General features: G+C 35.1%; 14 protein-coding genes. 11 read left to right on the top strand and 3 right to left on the bottom strand.

The window, feature by feature from the left end:
- Positions 1-29: 29 nt before the first annotated feature.
- The gene (locus M900_RS12840) at positions 30-1,256 is read left to right on the top strand and encodes a DNA recombination protein RmuC (protein WP_021275554.1); all 1,227 of its coding nucleotides are present in this window, start codon (positions 30-32) and stop codon (positions 1,254-1,256) included.
- 145 nt (positions 1,257-1,401) lie between these two features.
- Here the strand turns inward: M900_RS12840 and M900_RS12845 are convergent, their stop codons facing one another.
- Positions 1,402-2,037 (bottom strand): alpha/beta hydrolase, encoded by a 636-nt coding sequence (locus tag M900_RS12845; RefSeq protein ID WP_084703600.1) that lies wholly within the window; start codon positions 2,035-2,037, stop codon positions 1,402-1,404.
- Positions 2,038-2,148: 111 nt separating this feature from the next.
- Between M900_RS12845 and M900_RS12850 the strand changes: the two genes are divergently transcribed.
- From M900_RS12850 to M900_RS12895, 10 genes are all read left to right on the top strand, one after another.
- Complete coding sequence (locus tag M900_RS12850) at positions 2,149-2,775, top strand: 50S ribosomal protein L25 (protein ID WP_021275371.1); 627 nt, start codon at positions 2,149-2,151, stop codon at positions 2,773-2,775.
- 88 nt (positions 2,776-2,863) lie between these two features.
- Complete coding sequence (locus M900_RS12855) at positions 2,864-3,322, top strand: DUF962 domain-containing protein (RefSeq protein WP_021275677.1); 459 nt, start codon at positions 2,864-2,866, stop codon at positions 3,320-3,322.
- A 63-nt stretch (positions 3,323-3,385) separates the two neighbouring features.
- On the top strand, positions 3,386-5,731 hold the full coding sequence (locus M900_RS17310) for a mechanosensitive ion channel family protein (RefSeq protein WP_021275367.1): 2,346 nt from the start codon (positions 3,386-3,388) through the stop codon (positions 5,729-5,731).
- Positions 5,728-6,834, top strand: coding sequence for a CorA family divalent cation transporter (locus tag M900_RS12865; RefSeq protein ID WP_021275446.1), 1,107 nt, complete (start codon positions 5,728-5,730; stop codon positions 6,832-6,834). Before M900_RS17310 ends, M900_RS12865 begins: the two co-directional genes overlap by 4 nt.
- On the top strand, positions 6,831-7,733 hold the full coding sequence (gene rimK / locus M900_RS12870; RefSeq protein WP_021275596.1) for a 30S ribosomal protein S6--L-glutamate ligase: 903 nt from the start codon (positions 6,831-6,833) through the stop codon (positions 7,731-7,733). The genes M900_RS12865 and rimK overlap by 4 nt, the downstream gene beginning before the upstream one ends.
- Before the next feature lies 1 nt (position 7,734).
- Positions 7,735-10,764 carry an ATP-binding protein gene (locus tag M900_RS12875; protein ID WP_021275575.1) on the top strand — a complete coding sequence of 1,010 codons (3,030 nt, stop codon included), beginning with the start codon at positions 7,735-7,737 and terminating at the stop codon, positions 10,762-10,764.
- Positions 10,754-11,545 carry a mechanosensitive ion channel family protein gene (locus M900_RS12880; RefSeq protein ID WP_021275542.1) on the top strand — a complete coding sequence of 264 codons (792 nt, stop codon included), beginning with the start codon at positions 10,754-10,756 and terminating at the stop codon, positions 11,543-11,545. Before M900_RS12875 ends, M900_RS12880 begins: the two co-directional genes overlap by 11 nt.
- 11 nt (positions 11,546-11,556) lie before the next feature.
- A complete protein-coding gene (locus tag M900_RS12885; protein WP_021275574.1) occupies positions 11,557-12,318 on the top strand; it encodes a hypothetical protein in 762 nt (253 codons plus the stop codon).
- Positions 12,318-13,088 (top strand): mechanosensitive ion channel family protein, encoded by a 771-nt coding sequence (locus M900_RS12890; RefSeq protein ID WP_021275478.1) that lies wholly within the window; start codon positions 12,318-12,320, stop codon positions 13,086-13,088. The genes M900_RS12885 and M900_RS12890 overlap by 1 nt, the downstream gene beginning before the upstream one ends.
- Positions 13,088-13,966, top strand: a complete 879-nt coding sequence (locus M900_RS12895; protein ID WP_021275669.1) for a DMT family transporter — start codon at positions 13,088-13,090, stop codon at positions 13,964-13,966. Before M900_RS12890 ends, M900_RS12895 begins: the two co-directional genes overlap by 1 nt.
- On the opposite strand, the gene M900_RS12900 is transcribed toward M900_RS12895, so the two are convergent.
- Positions 13,956-15,236, bottom strand: coding sequence for an AarF/ABC1/UbiB kinase family protein (locus M900_RS12900; protein WP_034732762.1), 1,281 nt, complete (start codon positions 15,234-15,236; stop codon positions 13,956-13,958). The genes M900_RS12895 and M900_RS12900 overlap by 11 nt on opposite strands.
- Entirely contained in the window at positions 15,233-15,871 is a 639-nt protein-coding gene (gene grxB / locus M900_RS12905; protein WP_052600823.1) for a glutaredoxin 2, read from the bottom strand. Before grxB ends, M900_RS12900 begins: the two co-directional genes overlap by 4 nt.
- Positions 15,872-16,066 lie beyond the last annotated feature (195 nt).

Consider the following 16,066-nt stretch of genomic DNA (forward strand, 5'->3'; position numbering starts at 1 on the left):
ACATATAAATTAATCAAGAGAGCAAGAATATGACAACGACTCAACTAGTAATCATTCTGGTATTTCAAATAATTGTTATTGGAATAATTGTATTTTTTAGAAGCCTTGATAAGAGTCAAAAAGAAGGAGATCGCTCAGTTACAGATCTTCAAAACCTTATCCAAAATCAGGGACAAGGATTGTCAGATACACTTCTTCGAAACAATGATCAACTTTCAAAGAATTTTGCAGGCCTAAGTGAAAGTGTAGTGCAAAGACTTCTTGAATCAAAAGCTGCATTTAATAAAGATCTGTATGAGTTTAAAGATTTGCTTGGAAAAGATCTCGAAGCAAAATTTGAAAAGATGAATGGCGTTGTTCAAGAAAAACTTGATCGAATTGATAAGAAAGTGCAGGAAAACCTCAATGAAGGTTTCAAAAAGACCAATGAAACTTTTACTGGAATTATTCAAAGACTTGCAAAAATTGATGAGGCCCAAAAGAAAATTGAGTCCTTGTCTTCAAATGTTATCTCTCTTCAAGACGTATTAACTGATAAGAAGAGTCGTGGTATTTTTGGTGAAGTTCAACTTAGCAATCTTTTAAATTCTGTTTTTGGCGAGAGTGGAAAGTATTATCATCTTCAGTACAAACTAGAGAATACAAAGATTGTTGATGCAGCTTTAACGCTTCCTGAACCAATCGGACTTCTTTGTGTGGATTCGAAATTTCCACTTGAAAACTTCAAGAGAATGTTTGAAGGGGAGAATGAGGAAGATAAGAAAATTGCTCGTCGTGAATTTGTAAAAAATATCAAAAAGCATATCGATGATATTGCTGATAAATATATTATTAAAGACGTAACAGCTGACCAGGCGATTATGTTCTTACCGGCCGAAGCAATTTTTGCTGAGATTCATGCTTATCATCCAGAAGTAATTGAGTACTCTCAACAACGTCGTGTTTGGATTGCAAGTCCAACAACTTTTATGGCGACCCTGACAACGGTACAAAGCGTTATTATGAACATGGAACGTAGTAAGTACATGAGTATTCTTCACCAGCATATCAATAAACTTGGTGAAGAGTTTAAGAGATACGAGGACCGCTGGACGAATTTTTCTAAGCACTTATCGACAGTGACGAAGGATGCGGACTTAATTCATAAAACAACAGGAAAGATTTCTAAACAATTTGAGAAAATCATGCAGGTCGAAGTGGAAACTCCTGACGAACTTCTTGATTTTCCTAGTCAATCTTCCGAAGATTTAATATAATAAGAATAGTTTAAGGAGAATTTATATGAGTATGGAAGTATTTGTTGCTTTGTGTCTAGTTGCTTTCTGGGCAAGTTTACCAGCATCTCTAGCAATCGCGGTTAAACAATTTGATGACGCTGCAATGGATGAAGATCACCACTGATTATAGGTGATCATTCAACCAATTTCTTAAATCTAAAATTTCGTATGGGTCAATTTCGTGGCCCATTTCATAATAGTGAAATTCAATTTCTAAAGCTGTAGAAAGTTTATCTTCGATAATACTCTTTGTTTCGTTAAAATTAATTACTTCATCAAATCTTCCGTGCGCCATGAAGAATGGTGTTTTCTTCTGTGTCTCACTAAATTGAATTGGGATATTTTTAGGATAGAGTCTTGGGCTCAGTGCTACAACACCACCTAGCGTATCCTGATACTTATAAAAAGTTTCCATGGCAATACAGCCACCTTGAGAAAATCCGCAAAGAAAAATATCTTCACTTTCAAAACCCTGTGACTTCACTTCTTCAATAATTTCTAAAAGTAGATCAGATGAACTTTCAATTCCAATCATGGGATCAGAGGGAGGAAGATCATACCAAGAAAAACCAAAGTAATACTTCTTTGGGGCATTGAGGAGTAGATAGTTAAGCCCTGTGACATTGATCTCTTTGGTTAGGACTTTATAAGACTCCATGGAGTCGCCTAAACCGTGCATGACGATCATAATTTTATTGCCGTTAGTGACACCTTTTGTGCTTTTTGGGATGAGAAATGAGCTAAGTTTCGAGATTTTCATGATTAGTAGACTACTTAGCTCAAACAAAATTAGCAACTTTTTTTCTAAAAGTTTTTTTGAATTGGACGATGAGCATAGTGAGAATAATTCCAAGGAACACAGGAGGATATTGTGTCTACAAAAGATGTACTAGCAGCAAAATTTAGAGATCCATCAGCACCACTAACTAAAATGAGAAATGATGGTTGGGTGCCAGGTGTTGTATTTGGTAAAGATTATAAAGGTCTAAATATTATGGTTCCAAAAATGCAACTTGCAAAATTTTTCCACCACTCTGGAAAAGTATTTGAAGTTGAAGTTGAAGGACATGGAAAGCACTTAGTTGCTCTTTCAGAAGTTCAAAGAGGACACCTCGGAACTGAGTTTATGCACTTTTCATTCCACAAAGTATCAGCGAACGAGAAAACAACTGTTACTCTTCCAATTCACTTTGTTGGTGAAACGCACGCTTCTAAAGAAGGTGGAGTAGTTTATCCAGTACTTCATGAAGCAGACGTAAAAGGTCTTCCAAGAGATCTTCCAGAATTTATCGAAATTGATGTTACATCTCTAGAGATGAATGGACATTGGACATTTGCTGATATCACACCTCCAAAAGGTTGTGAGTGGGCAATGGATGCAGAAGAAACAATCGTTTCTTGTCACCTTCCAAGAGTAAAAGTAGTTGAAGAGCCAGTTGAAGCTCCAGCTGCTGAAGTTGCTCCAGTGGAAGTTGATGAAGTTAAAGAAGCTGCATAATATCCTGAGTTTATATCATACTTAATGAAGGGTCCCTTAATTTGAGGGGCCCTTTTTTTATTAAAAGAAATCATGATATAATGAATCTATGAAAACTTTAAATGAGTGGTTCGTCGAATATGGTGAATCTCATCAAAATCGCACTAATAAAATTATCCATAAGATTTGTGTTCCATTAATTACGTGGTCGCTTCTCGGCATTCTTTGGACAATTCCCGTTCCTGAAGTTTTTTTAAGCATAGGTCTTAACTGGGCCCATGTTTTCTTGGCCTTCGCCTTAACATTTTATTTAAGCTTGAAATCAATGAAAGTTATCGGAGTATTTCTTCTTTTAGCTGTTCCGGCATGTGTTCTTTTTAAAGTATCGTGGCCAATTATTGGTTATAAATTATTCACGAGCTCAGTTGTTGTCTTTGTACTTGCCTGGATTGGTCAGTTTATTGGGCACAAGATCGAAGGTAAGAAACCTTCATTTTTTAAAGACCTCCAATTTCTATTAATTGGACCACTTTGGGTCTTTTCAGATGTCATAAGTTTCAACAAATAGTTCTCATCAATTCATGTAAAATTAGGTAAGATTTTAGATATATCTTTTCGAGGGAGTGAAAAGTTGAATCGTATTCTGATTTGCCTATTTTTAGTTATTTGGTCACAGTTGTCATTTTCACAAGGTGAGAGTGAGTTACTTCAAACATTAAGTACAATTAATTCTGAATTAAGTGATATTGAGCAGAACCTTTCGAAGTTAAAGGAGATTGATCAACAGGCCCTTGATATAAAAATTAAATTGAGTGATTACATTCTCTCTCTTGGAAAAGAGAATGAATCGGGGGCAATGAGTAAAGCTAAAATTGAGCTTGTAAAGTTTGAGGCTGATTTTAAACTTTGGGATAGTGAAGCTTCAAATATTTATGAAAGGGCACAGGAGCTATCTGTTTCAATTGCACAGATTGAAGATGTTGTTAATAAATCAAATTCAAAATCTGTTAAAAGAACTTATAAGAAGTATGTAAAGCAGAATAAATATCAGCTCGAAGTTGTTAAATCTCATCGTGAGTTTATTGAGCAATCAAAGAAAGATGTGGAGTCATGGAAGGCTGTTGTCCAAAATAAATTGAATAAGTCATTCAATACAGATCTTTTTAATTGGCAGGGACAAAGAACAATTGGAGAACTTAAGCGTCATCCAAGTGAGTTAATACAACAGACGACAGACTTTATCACACAATCATACTCTCTAAGATTTAAAGATTATACAGAAGAGAATATTAAGGATTTAGTTTTTTATTTATTCTTTTCATTGCTAATTACTTTTTTAATTTTAAAAGGTGGAGACTTTTTAAGAGAGTACTTCTTAAAAGAAGACCACTCGCACAGTGAAATCTCTCGTCTTCGTCCAATTTTAGAAATGCTTTTTGAGTCTAAGAAGACGCTTGCAAATAGTGTATTTTCTTTATTGTTCCTCTGGTCGATTAGTAGCACAAATGCAATAGCAATTAATTTCTTCTTCGGAGTTGCTTTCGCTGTAGGTTTTGTGATCGCCTGGAATACGCTTGGGAAGAAACTTTTAATTCTAATAAGTGAGCAAATTTTTGAAAATGATAATCGACCTAAGGTTTCAGTGCTTGTTGATCTGCAGGTTGTGGTGCTAATTATTATCAAAACACTGAAAGTAAGTTTAACTGCGGAAGATATTTATATTACATTAATTGAGTCAATTCTTACATTCTCAATTTCGGTAAGACTAGTTAAAAATATTTACGCCATGATTTCTGAAAAAGATCGTTCGGTTAAAACATTTACTTTTCTCTCTTTTATTAAATACTCAACCCTTTTATTTGCGGCACTTGTTCTTGTCGGATCATCATTGAGTCTTTTAGGCTTTCTCAATGGAGGAGTGGCGCTACTTGGGTTCACCCTTAGTAATGTCGGTTACATTACACTTGGAGCTTTTGCATACTATGTACTTAACACAAAGGTTGAATCGGCACTTGAGAAGAGAAGAACAAATTTAAGCCGTACAAATTTTTTAAAATTTTTAAAGTCATCAACACCAGCCGTTATCGTTGCAATTATCTTTGTCCTATTTTTTCAGTCGATTTATAGCACACTATTTGTTTTTGGCGATTTCTTTGGGGCCACAATCTTTAAAGTTGGGGAATATCGCTTCACTGTTGATATGCCGGTTAAGATTTTGTTTGCGGTTTACGTGATGAGATTTCTCTATCTCTTTGTCGTTTACGTAATAGAAAGCTTCTTACTATCAGTATTAAAAATAGAGCATAAGTATTTTCCAAATATTGTAACTGTAATTAGATACTCTTGTATCTTAATTTTTGTCTCTGTCCTAGCTTCGCTACTTGGAATGACTTATAAGAATATTGTTATCCTTGCTTCTGCGCTAGGGGTGGGGATCGGATTTGGTTTACAAAATATCGTTAATAACTTTGTCTCTGGGGTCATCTTGATTTTTGAACAACCTATCAGAGTTGGAGATGTTATTGAAGTGAATGAGCAGTTAGCACGTGTAAAGCATATTGGTATTAGAAGTGTTGTTGTTGAAACTCTTGATAACTCTTCTGTTATCATTCCCAACTCAGATATTCTTTCAAATAAATTAACTAACTGGACACTAACTAATAACATTGTTGCTCTAAAATGTAGTGTGGGAGTTGCTTACGGGTCGGATATTGATTTAGTGAGAAAAATACTTCTTCAGTGTGCATATGAAGAGATTGATGTCCTCAATGACCCCGAACCGAACGTTTGGTTTGAGGAATTTGCAGATTCTAGCTTAAACTTTGTTCTAAAGTGCTGGGTAAGTAAGCCTTTTGAGTCTAATCCAATAAGAAGTAGACTCTTAACACACATAGATGCTGCCTTTAGAGAACATAAGATCTCTATTCCATTTCCACAAAGAGATGTACATATTATTAAGGAGAATAGCTTCTCATGAATTTAACAAAAATTTATAGCTTAATTAAAGGACATCGTTTTGACTCTTATCTATCAATATTTGAAAGTGATAATCCAGGCGAGGAGTATTTAAATTTCCTCAATATCGATTTATACCACTTAAATTCACTAAATAAGAAAGTTACATTTCCAAGTAATAAGTTTAACTTCGAAAAAGCAAATGCTCCAGATCAGGATTTTAGAATTTATATTATGGATCACGATGCGAAGTTTGATTACTTCAGCTTTTTCGAATATAAATTTTCTCTTCACGACTTAACTCTTGATGATATTGGTACAGGTATTGGTCAGGCCAAGTATGAAGAGTACGATCACTATACTTTCTTGAGTTCATTTTGCCCTGCTCAGGAGAATGATTCATTTGGTGGTAAAGTTTCACTACTACTATTTAAGAATTTTGCATTTATTATGCTGCCGGCTTCTCTTCGAACAGACATTCCTGACCTCATTACCCTTATTGAAAGTGGAAAAGATGATATTATCGAAAATCCTGTGTTTTTTAATCTTGTCGTTCTCGATTTCTTTAGTCAGGGCTACTTTTCAAGACTTAATAACTTAACTGATCAAAACTCATTTATCGAAGAGGGTATATTTAGAAATAAAAATATCTTTGATGAAATTAGGGCCTTTAGAGAAGCTGTTGTTTTTTATAAGAACAAGGCCATGAGTCTTGCAAGACTAATGGATGTGATGAATCGTGAGATTGGAAAAGATAATACAGATGTTGAAAAAAGATTAAAATCTTTTAAGGATCACTTATCATATGCCGCTGAAGAGTATGGCGTTTTGAAAGGATCTTCAGCTGATATGCTAAATCTCTATTTAGCTTATAACTCAAAGAAAACTAATGATGTGATGAATCTTCTAACATTAGTAACCTCAATTTTTATTCCTCTAAGTTTTATTACTGGACTTTATGGAATGAACTTTGATCCGTCGGTATCACCATTTAATATGCCAGAACTAAAGTGGAAGTACGGTTACTTCTATGTGTTGGGCCTACTTATTTCGATAGCAATTTTAATGATAGCAATATTTATTTACCGTGGTTGGTTAACGGTTAAAAAAGAAGGAAATGAATGAAAATTTGTATTTTATCACAATCAGCAGCACTTGTTTCAACGAGGAGATTAATCGAAGAAGCTGAAGCTCGTGGTCATGAAGTAGAGGTGATTGACCCTCTTCGCTGCTACATGAATATTTCTTCACGTAAGCCTGAAGTGCATTACAAGGGAAGAATTTTGAATGAATTCGATGCTGTTATTCCTCGAATTGGAGCTAGTATCACATTTTATGGTGCTGCTGTTTTAAGACAATTTGAAATGGGAGGAACATATGTTCTAAACTCATCAGTTGCCCTACTTAAGTCTCGCGACAAGCTGAAGTCTCTTCAGCATATGTCAAAATATGATATTGGAATGCCTGTTAGTTGCTTCGCTCACTCGACACAAGCGACAGAGGATCTTATTGATTCTGTTGGAGGAGCTCCTTTAATTATCAAGGTTCTTGAGGGAACACAGGGGAAGGGGGTCGTTTTAGCTGAAAGTAAGAAAGCCGCTGAGTCAGTTATTGATATGCTTCGTGGACTTGATGTGCACTTCCTTGTACAGCAATATATTGCTGAATCCAAAGGTGCAGACGTAAGATGCTTTGTTATTAAGGATAAAGTTGTTGCCACTATGAAGAGGCAAGGTGTTGATGGAGAGTTTAGATCTAACCTTCATTGTGGTGGGGTTGCCGAGAAGACTAAGATATCCCCAGATGAAAGAGCTACGGCAATAAAGGCAGCTAAAGTGATGGGACTTAAAGTTGCTGGAGTTGATCTTATTAGATCAAATAACGGACCTCTTGTTCTGGAAGTGAATTCTAGTCCAGGCCTTGAGGGAATTGAAAAAACAACTGGCAAGAATGTTGCTGGATTAATTATTGAGCATATTGAAAAAGAAGTAGAGCTCAAGAAGGCTGCTGGTGAGAAGAAATAATTTGTTAAAAATAGTATTCCTTTTGTTTCTAGGTTTAAACGCTTTTGGAAAGTGCGAGAAGAAAGAAACGCTTAAAAACTATAATGAGTCCCTCTCTGTTTTAAATGAAAGAGAGGCGGATCTAAAAAGTATTTTGGCGGGGAATACAACAAATATTTCTTCAAGTTTATCAAATGTTTTTGGAGAGTCTGTTGATGAAAGTTCAATGGATACTTTGCTGAAGAAGCTTGAAGATCAACGAATTACAAAATCTATCGTTCCTGTTGAACTCTCTGGGCTTTACTCATGCCTCCTTGAGCTAAATTTAGATAAGGAAGAAAGGATTCTCTATCATTCTTTTGAGAGAATTCTGGATTTAAAGTTCTTACTTCTTACTAAGAATAAGGAACTTGGAAATGCGATTAAAGAGGGAATTATTACACAAGAATCCCTTCCTGAGCTTAAGCATCAACTGATTGAAGAGAATCTTGAGTCCCTAAAGCTAAAGAAAGAAATTGAAACGACTGTGGCAAAAGCAGAAAAAAATGTTCTCGCTGAAAAAAGTCGCGATGTAAAAGAACTTTTAGGTCTTAAGGGAAATCTTGCAAAGCTTAAAATTGAAATTATTAATAAAAGTATTGAGTATAATAATAACCTTGAAGGAAATATCAAGCGCTTTGAACAAACCTCAAAGCAGCTTTCAGTAATTTCTTCGAGTTTTTCAACAATGACTCTTGAAAGCAAAGAGAAGGCTTTTGAAGAAGTTGACGTGATTTGGTCTGACATTATTCGCAATAATTTCTTAAAAATTATTTCTGCTGAAAATGACTTTGATATTCCTTCGGTTGTGGCCCTACCAGCGAAGGTACTCGAAAATAGAAATAGTGATGTCGTTAGTGAGATTATTACTCTTCATGAACAACTAAAGGAATATCGTCTCAAAATTACAAAAGATGTTTCTGAAAAGAAGTCAAATGAGTTAAAAATTCAAAACTCACTTCTCATCCAAGTTAATGCCATAAGAAGTAAAATCTATAGTGAGCTAAGCGCTGGTTACGTACTAAGTAAATTTGTTACTCCCGCTTTTTGGTCAAGTCTTCGAAAAGAATTTGTCGCTTCACCATATCGAGTTGTTTCTTTTTTCTTTGAAAAATATTTATACGTAAGAGAGAAGGTTAATCTTGGGAGTCCTGGCATAAAAATACTTGTTACCGATATTATGACAATAGCATTTCTTATCGGCGTATTATTCTTTATTAACTTTTGTTTTCTACAAGTTTTTAAATTTTTGAATGATATTGTGACTAAGTTGGCTCGAGCGAATCGATCTTCAGCTTTAGTTAATGTTCTTGTTTCTTATTGGTTCAAACTAAAAGACAATCTTACAACAATTTCATGGCTTTTAATTATTTGTCTAATTAAACCAATGGAGAATTTTGTAGACGTTCTTTTTATTGTTGAAATTATCGAGATTATTCTTGTTTCTAAACTTATTAAGGCAGTAGTTGAAATATTTCTTGGAAATATTTCAAGAATTGACTCCCGTAATTTTATTCAGTTTAAAGAAAAATCACATAAGACAACTCAAGGCATTGTGAAAATATTTCTTTTTTACTTTATCTCAATGATCCTTGTGGAAGGGACTCTTGGCCGAGTTTATGTTTACAGTTTAATTAATATCATTGCTCTTGTATCCGCGCTGTATTTACTTGTTGTTGAATCGACAGTTTGGGAAGAGGATTTTCTAAGTTACTTGGAGAAAAATTTCTCAGGTATGATTGTTGATTATGTAGAGAAGTTTTCGGCGATTATTCCGAAAAAAATCCGAGCTGTTTATTTCCTGTTTTTTCTTATTCTTCTTGGTGTTTTTAACTTGTTCATCAAGCTAACAGAAAATTTTGAAGTTTCAAAAAAAATATCTGCTAATCTTTTCAAAAAACAAATTGAGAATATCGAGATAGAGGAAGATCTCGCCGAGATCCCTAACTCTTATAGAGATCTCTTTAGCTTGAATTCGAGTGATTCAACTGCTGATTATGTTATGTCGACATCTGGCATTGAGGACCAAATTATCAAACAGGTCCAGGAGTGGGTTGAAGATCATCGTGATGAACATTCGGCAATCCTTTTTGGAGATAAGGGAGTAGGAAAGACAACTCTTATTCACTATATTGAAAATACTTTAAAAGCAGATGCAGGTGAAATTGAAACTATTTATCTTAAGGTACCTTCTAAAACTACGTCAGTTGAGGGAATTAAAGAGTTTTTAAGGCCTCACTGTGATACTAAAGGCGATGAAAATAATATTGGAGAAGAGATTGATCAGCAAAAAACCAAAAAAGTTATTTTCCTTGACGAGGCCCAGAACGTTTTCTTATCATGCTCTGGCGGCTTCGATTCATATTACTACTTAGTCGATCTTGTTAACTCTTCAAATGATATTTTCTGGATTCTATCATTTAATAAATATAGTTGGATTTATCTTGATAGGGCCTTTGGTCGTAATCAGTTTTTTAGAAATATCTATGAACTTAAAGGCTGGAGTGACTCAAAGATAAAAGAACTTATTATGAAGCGCCATCAAAGTTCGAAATTTAGATTGAGTTATGACTCGTTAATTAGTGCGACACGTTCGGAAGATGAAGTGGATAAGTATGCCTCAATTGAGTCAAAATTTTTTAAGCTTCTATGGGAAGTTTCAAGTGGGAATCCTCGTGCTTCTCTTCATCTTTGGCTTTCGTCTTTATCTCTAAAAAAGGGAAGACTTCTTAATGTTAATATTCCAAAAATTATTGAAACAAAGGGAATCGAAAAGAGTAGTGATGAGTTGCTCTTTGTGCTATCTCATATTTTAAAACATGAGAATTTAAATATTCCAGAGTTACAAAACACGACAAATATCCCGATTGGTCTTGTGAGAAATGCAGTGAAAGTTTGCCTCGAAAGGAATTACCTATTTAGAGATAAAAATGGGCGCTTTATGATTGATATCACAACCCAGTACAATTTGATCAAGTACTTAAGATCAAGGAACTTTATCTATGGAAACTAATACGACCACACTTATTCTCGACTTCTTTAAGCTAGATCGAATTTTCATCTTTGTTTGTGCTGTCGTTGTTATTGTTTTCTTTGTGAAATTTGTTAATTTATGGGCAGAGAAACTGCAAAGGAAATTCACTGGGAAGCGTCTCTTTATTCTTCAGATAACGACTATTTTTTCGTTCGTTGCCTATCTCTTTGGGGTAATGGGAGTTTTCTATATTGTTTTTAAACCAACGAAAGAAGTCATGGTGACTGTTGGTGGTTCTGCTGCTGTTGCTATCGGTTTTGCCTTAAAGGACCTCGTTGGGTCGATTATTGCTGGCTTTATTCTTCTCTTTGATAGACCGTTTCAAGTCGGGGATCGGGTAAGTTTTGCAGACTTTTATGGTGAGATAAAGAGCATCGGACTACGCTCAGTTAGACTACAAACTTTGGATGATAATCTCGTGACGATACCAAATTCAAAATTCCTCTCAGATGTTGTATCCAGTGGAAATAGTGGTGCCTTGGATATGATGATTGTGTGTAGCTTCTATATTTCAATCTTTGAAGATATTCAGAAGGTAAAAAATCTTCTTCACGAGATCGTCATTACAAGTAGATTTGTTTATCTCGAGAAGCCAGTGGCCATTACTTTTGAAGAAGTTGCAATTTCTAATACATTTGCCATAAAGATAAATGTAAAAGCTTACGTAATTGATGTAAAATTTGAAAAGGCATTCTTGTCAGATATCACTTCTCGAGGAAATGATATTCTCATTAAGAATGAGATTAAGAGACCTGTTTAGGAGTAACACCAGTGTTAAACTACGGAATTTGCCGTGACTTTGATTTGTCCGAATCGCAAACCCTTTATTGTGAAATTGGAAGTCTAAGACTTTGGTTAAAAAAAATAAAAAATGAAGTTATCTTGGCCCATTGTCAGTCGGAAGAAGTGGATGAATTTTTCTCTTATTCTGAGGATGAAATCCCTGAAAATGCCAAGCAAACAAGGTGGTCTTGGGAAAGCGACAAGCTTGAAGTTTCTCTAGCTCCAACTCTTCATGATAGGGACCTTGTTTTTAGAGCGATGAAGCCAATTTTTCTTCCATCTAAGGAAAGAGTTGATTTCTATGTTTCTCCGTGTGTGAAACTTAAAATTTCTTTTAATAATAAGTTTATTATTAACTTGCCAATTATTCGTTATTCAGAAACTTGGTTCGGGAAAGATCCGACAATTGGGGATCTTTGCTATGCTGTTAAAACACGTGGAACGGTTGATCCTGATGAGATTATTAAGAAGAAATACCGCTTTGTTTGCCATGTCAGTGTTTATAATGAAGGGGCAACACCTATTTCTATTGATAAGCTTAAAGTTCTCACGGAATATTTAAGACTATATCAAGATGGGGAAGGTTATCTTTATTCTGACTCCCTCGTTATTAGACAATCAGAAGATAGTGTTAAGATTGCAATGTCAAAGCCGCATATTACGGGAAAAAACCTGAAGAAAATCTTTGATGCAAGAACTGCACTGCAAACTATTTTCATGAAAGCATTTTCAGTTCTGTTGGAGCATTAATGAGTCATTTGCATCTTTTAAATCCGAATATTGTTAAAATAATTTACGTTGTCTTACTGATCTTTGGCTCAGTTTTACTTCCGTATATCCTCATGCCATTACTAACTCGGCACAAAACAGAGCATCAGAGAATGCTGATTGAGAAGGTCGTAAGATATCTTCTATTAATCATTTCTTTCTTTATGATCTTAAAGCTCTATGAAATTGACTTAAAAGTTATACTTGGAGCGGCGGGGATATTTTCTGTCGCTATCGGTTTTGCTTCTCAAACTTCAGCGTCAAACTTGATTAGTGGTATTTTCTTGTTATTAGAGAGACCATTTAAGGTTGGTGATACGATCGTTGTTGGAGAGCACCGTGGAATCGTTGTCTCTCTAGACCTTTTGTCAACAAGGCTTAGAACTTTTGATAACCTCATGGTGAGAATACCAAATGAGTCGTTAATGAAGTCTAATCTTACCAATATGACTCATTTTCCAATTCGTCGAATTGACATCAAAATACCTCTGGATTTCGATGTGGAACTTGAAATAGTTGAGAAGGAATTAAATCTTATCGTTGCAGATATTATTGAATGTCTCGATGAGCCAAAGCCTATTTTTCTTGTTGATGGTATGAATGAACACTCAATGATTGTTCAGTTCTCATTTTGGACGAGAATAGAGAATATCATGTCGGTGAAAAAACAAGTCTACAGTCAAATGATTAGAAGACTTAATGCTATTGGAATTAAAATTTCTCTACCAAAGAGAATCTTGGTTAATAATTAATGGAATCATATATTTTACTTGGCCTTGGAGCAAACTTCTGCTTTGCTCTGGCCACGATTATCTTTACTCACTTTTCAAATAAAGTTTCAAGCTCTTGGATGAATTGCGCTAAGGCTTCTATTGCCTGTGTGTGCTTTTTTATTTTTATTTTATCTTTTGAAAAAATGTATGCGATTTCGACATTAGGGATTTCTCTTTTTTTTATCTCTGGTTTTATCGGACTTGGCGTGGGGGACATCTTTTTGTTGAAGTCATTTTCAATATTAGGTCCCGGTCGAACTCTTATGCTCTTTGGATTTCAACCAGTCTTTCTTGGGGCTATGGGGAAACTACTCTTTAACCAAGATATGGAACTTGGAAAAATTATTTCGGTGATTTTCTTTATTTGTTGTCTGATAACATTATCTTTTGAGTCGTTTAGAAAAGACAAGAGTTGGGGAGTGAAGGGAATGGCCATTGCACTTCTTGGAATGAGTTTAGATTCAATTGGTGTTCTTTTAACTCGTCATGCTTTTGATATTTCCCCAGGACTTTCGGCTATGCAGGGGAATCTCTATCGCTGCCTTGGAGCAATTTCGGTTTTTGTTATCATGAGTTTCTTTCGCCCTTTAAACTTCTTTTCAACCTTTAAGTCTTTCACGGCAAAAGAGAAGGGCTTTACAATCTTTGGAAGTATCCTTGGAACTTTTCTGTCTTTATCACTTTATCTTCGTGCTCTCCAAACAGCTCACTTAGGAACTCTCTCGGGGATCAATATTACAGGAACACTTTTTTCATCACTTTTTGAGTCAATTTTCTTAAAGAGAAAACCAACAATATCACTATTTATTGCTCTTGGATTTTTTATCTGTGGAATGTGGTCGTTAATTAGCTTTTAACGATCTGTTCATAACTTGCCTTGACGCTAAATTCTGCCTCAAGGCTTCGCATTAGTGAAAATAGGCCAATTACTTTTCTATCAATGAAGACAAATTGGTGTGGAACTTTCTTGGCTTTAATAGTCGCTTGAAGTTTCATTCCTAAATCAAACAATCGATCGGGAAGATTTGTTTTGGCCCAATTATAGGATTCTTCTCGCACAGGATCTGTGGCTATTGTTACATACTGCCAAAGTAGATCCTCATCATATTCCATTTTGTTTTCAGTGTAGCTAAAAAAGTCTCGCATGGATTTTAAAAATAATTCCTTATTTTCTGCGACACTGTACTTCAGAAAATTTTGATAGAATTTAATGTCTTCTTTCGAGTACTCAACACATGCTCCAAAATCTATTAACCCTAGAGTCTTACTTTCATCATCGATAAGATAATTTCCGCCATGAGCATCTGTTTGTACGAGATTGAAGTTAAATATTTCGTGTAGAAATATTTCAAATAACTTTTGTGCAATATTATTTTTAAATTTTTGATCAGATGAAGTCTTTACGAATTGATCGAGAGTGACCCCTTCAATTTTACTTAAAACAATGACTTCCTCTGTAGATAGTTCTACATTCACTATAGGAGTATTGATCTCGTGAAGGTCGTACTTGTTAAGATTTTCACGGTACGCCTTTATCATTCTCGCTTCATTGTGATAATCGGTTTCAAGTTCAAGGTTTTTTCTAACTTCGTCAAAGACACTATCGAAGTTCATCCCTTTTGGTAGAACTTTAGCCGTTTTAAAAAATAATTTTAGAAAAAAGATGTCGGTATCGATGGCCTTCTTAATTCCTTTGTATTGAATCTTGACGGCATATTCATTGCCAAGACTATCTTTGGCAAGATGGACTTGGCCAATAGAGGCTGCCGCGAGGGGAGTCTTCTCAAATGTTAGCTCATTTAATGTTCGCGCAGGAATTGTCGACTTGATAATATCGAAATCTATGTAGTGAGATTGCGAGCGAAGAGCTTCAAGAAAAACATTAAGTTCTTTTGGCAGGTAGTACTCGCCATATAAGGAGAGGAGTTGACCAGCTTTCATGATAGAGCCTTTATATAGTGAAAGCTCTTCTGTAAATTTCGCAGGGTCTTTTCCAATAATCGTTTTTAAAATCTCTGTTGGGTTTTGTGAATTTTTTAAGATGCCCATTCCTGATTTAAGAGCGAGCTTTAAAAGTCCTGAGTTTCTTGAAACGAAACTATTTTTTATTTTACTAAGTTTTTTCATTTCCAAAAGTCTACGTGGTAGTCAAAGCGACACTGCTTCTTCACAAGTTGGAGATAGCTATGAACCTTTTCGCTAAACTGGTACTCTGGAAAGATATACATTCCCCAAAGGTGTGATGCGATCATAATATCAGCAACAGTTAAGATATCACTTCGATAAAAACTAGACACTCTTTCTTCAAGTGTTTTCAATGTTTCATTCAGCGAATCAATAAATTGTTCTTTGTTTTTGATCAGATTTTTAAATGGCCCACGCTTAACTTCTTTCTTTTCTTGAAAGTACTTTCTACTCTCTGTCGTGAATTCAGGTGTCCAAATCCAGTAAGGCATACAGAGAGAGTGAACATCGCTTCCAATTTTAGAAAGTAAGTCTTCTATTTCTGCTTCGTGATTCTTATAAAGATCAAAGCTAATGAGAGCTTTAGAATCAAGCTTCTTGATGATATCAAGACTCTCATTCATCGCTGCTTCATTATCAAACTCCATAATTGGAAGCATCTTCTTCCCTGTGAGATCAATTGGGGTTTTCTCGTCATTATATTGTGTGACTATTGATTCATACGGCATATCGAGAAAACCTAAGGCCATTCTGACGCGTACGCAAAAAGGACAATGAACGTAGTGATATAATTTCATACTTTTCCTCAAGAACTGCTCCACTTAAATGGGGATAAAATATCTAGATCCTTTATAGATTTAGTAAAGATATATGGATTTTTTTGGGCAGCCAACTTTTTTTGGTCTAGATATATAATATTATTATATAAATTGTTACTTCATCCCCATTATACTGGAGCAGTTATATGCTTGCAAAATGACGCACTGGTTTGT

This window comes from Bacteriovorax sp. Seq25_V (genome assembly GCF_000447795.1).
Taxonomy (GTDB): Bacteria; Bdellovibrionota; Bacteriovoracia; order Bacteriovoracales; family Bacteriovoracaceae; genus Halobacteriovorax_A.

Excerpts from the sequence above, each read along its gene's own strand:
- M900_RS12840 (WP_021275554.1), top strand. The coding sequence starts at position 30 with ATGACAACGACTCAACTAGTAATCATTCTGGTATTTCAAATAATTGTT.
- M900_RS12845 (WP_084703600.1), bottom strand. The coding sequence starts at position 2,037 with ATGAAAATCTCGAAACTTAGCTCATTTCTCATCCCAAAAAGCACAAAA.
- M900_RS12855 (WP_021275677.1), top strand. The coding sequence starts at position 2,864 with ATGAAAACTTTAAATGAGTGGTTCGTCGAATATGGTGAATCTCATCAA.
- M900_RS12865 (WP_021275446.1), top strand. The coding sequence starts at position 5,728 with ATGAATTTAACAAAAATTTATAGCTTAATTAAAGGACATCGTTTTGAC.
- rimK (WP_021275596.1), top strand. The coding sequence starts at position 6,831 with ATGAAAATTTGTATTTTATCACAATCAGCAGCACTTGTTTCAACGAGG.
- M900_RS12880 (WP_021275542.1), top strand. The coding sequence starts at position 10,754 with ATGGAAACTAATACGACCACACTTATTCTCGACTTCTTTAAGCTAGAT.
- M900_RS12890 (WP_021275478.1), top strand. The coding sequence starts at position 12,318 with ATGAGTCATTTGCATCTTTTAAATCCGAATATTGTTAAAATAATTTAC.
- M900_RS12895 (WP_021275669.1), top strand. The coding sequence starts at position 13,088 with ATGGAATCATATATTTTACTTGGCCTTGGAGCAAACTTCTGCTTTGCT.
- M900_RS12900 (WP_034732762.1), bottom strand. The coding sequence starts at position 15,236 with ATGAAAAAACTTAGTAAAATAAAAAATAGTTTCGTTTCAAGAAACTCA.
- grxB (WP_052600823.1), bottom strand. The coding sequence starts at position 15,871 with ATGAAATTATATCACTACGTTCATTGTCCTTTTTGCGTACGCGTCAGA.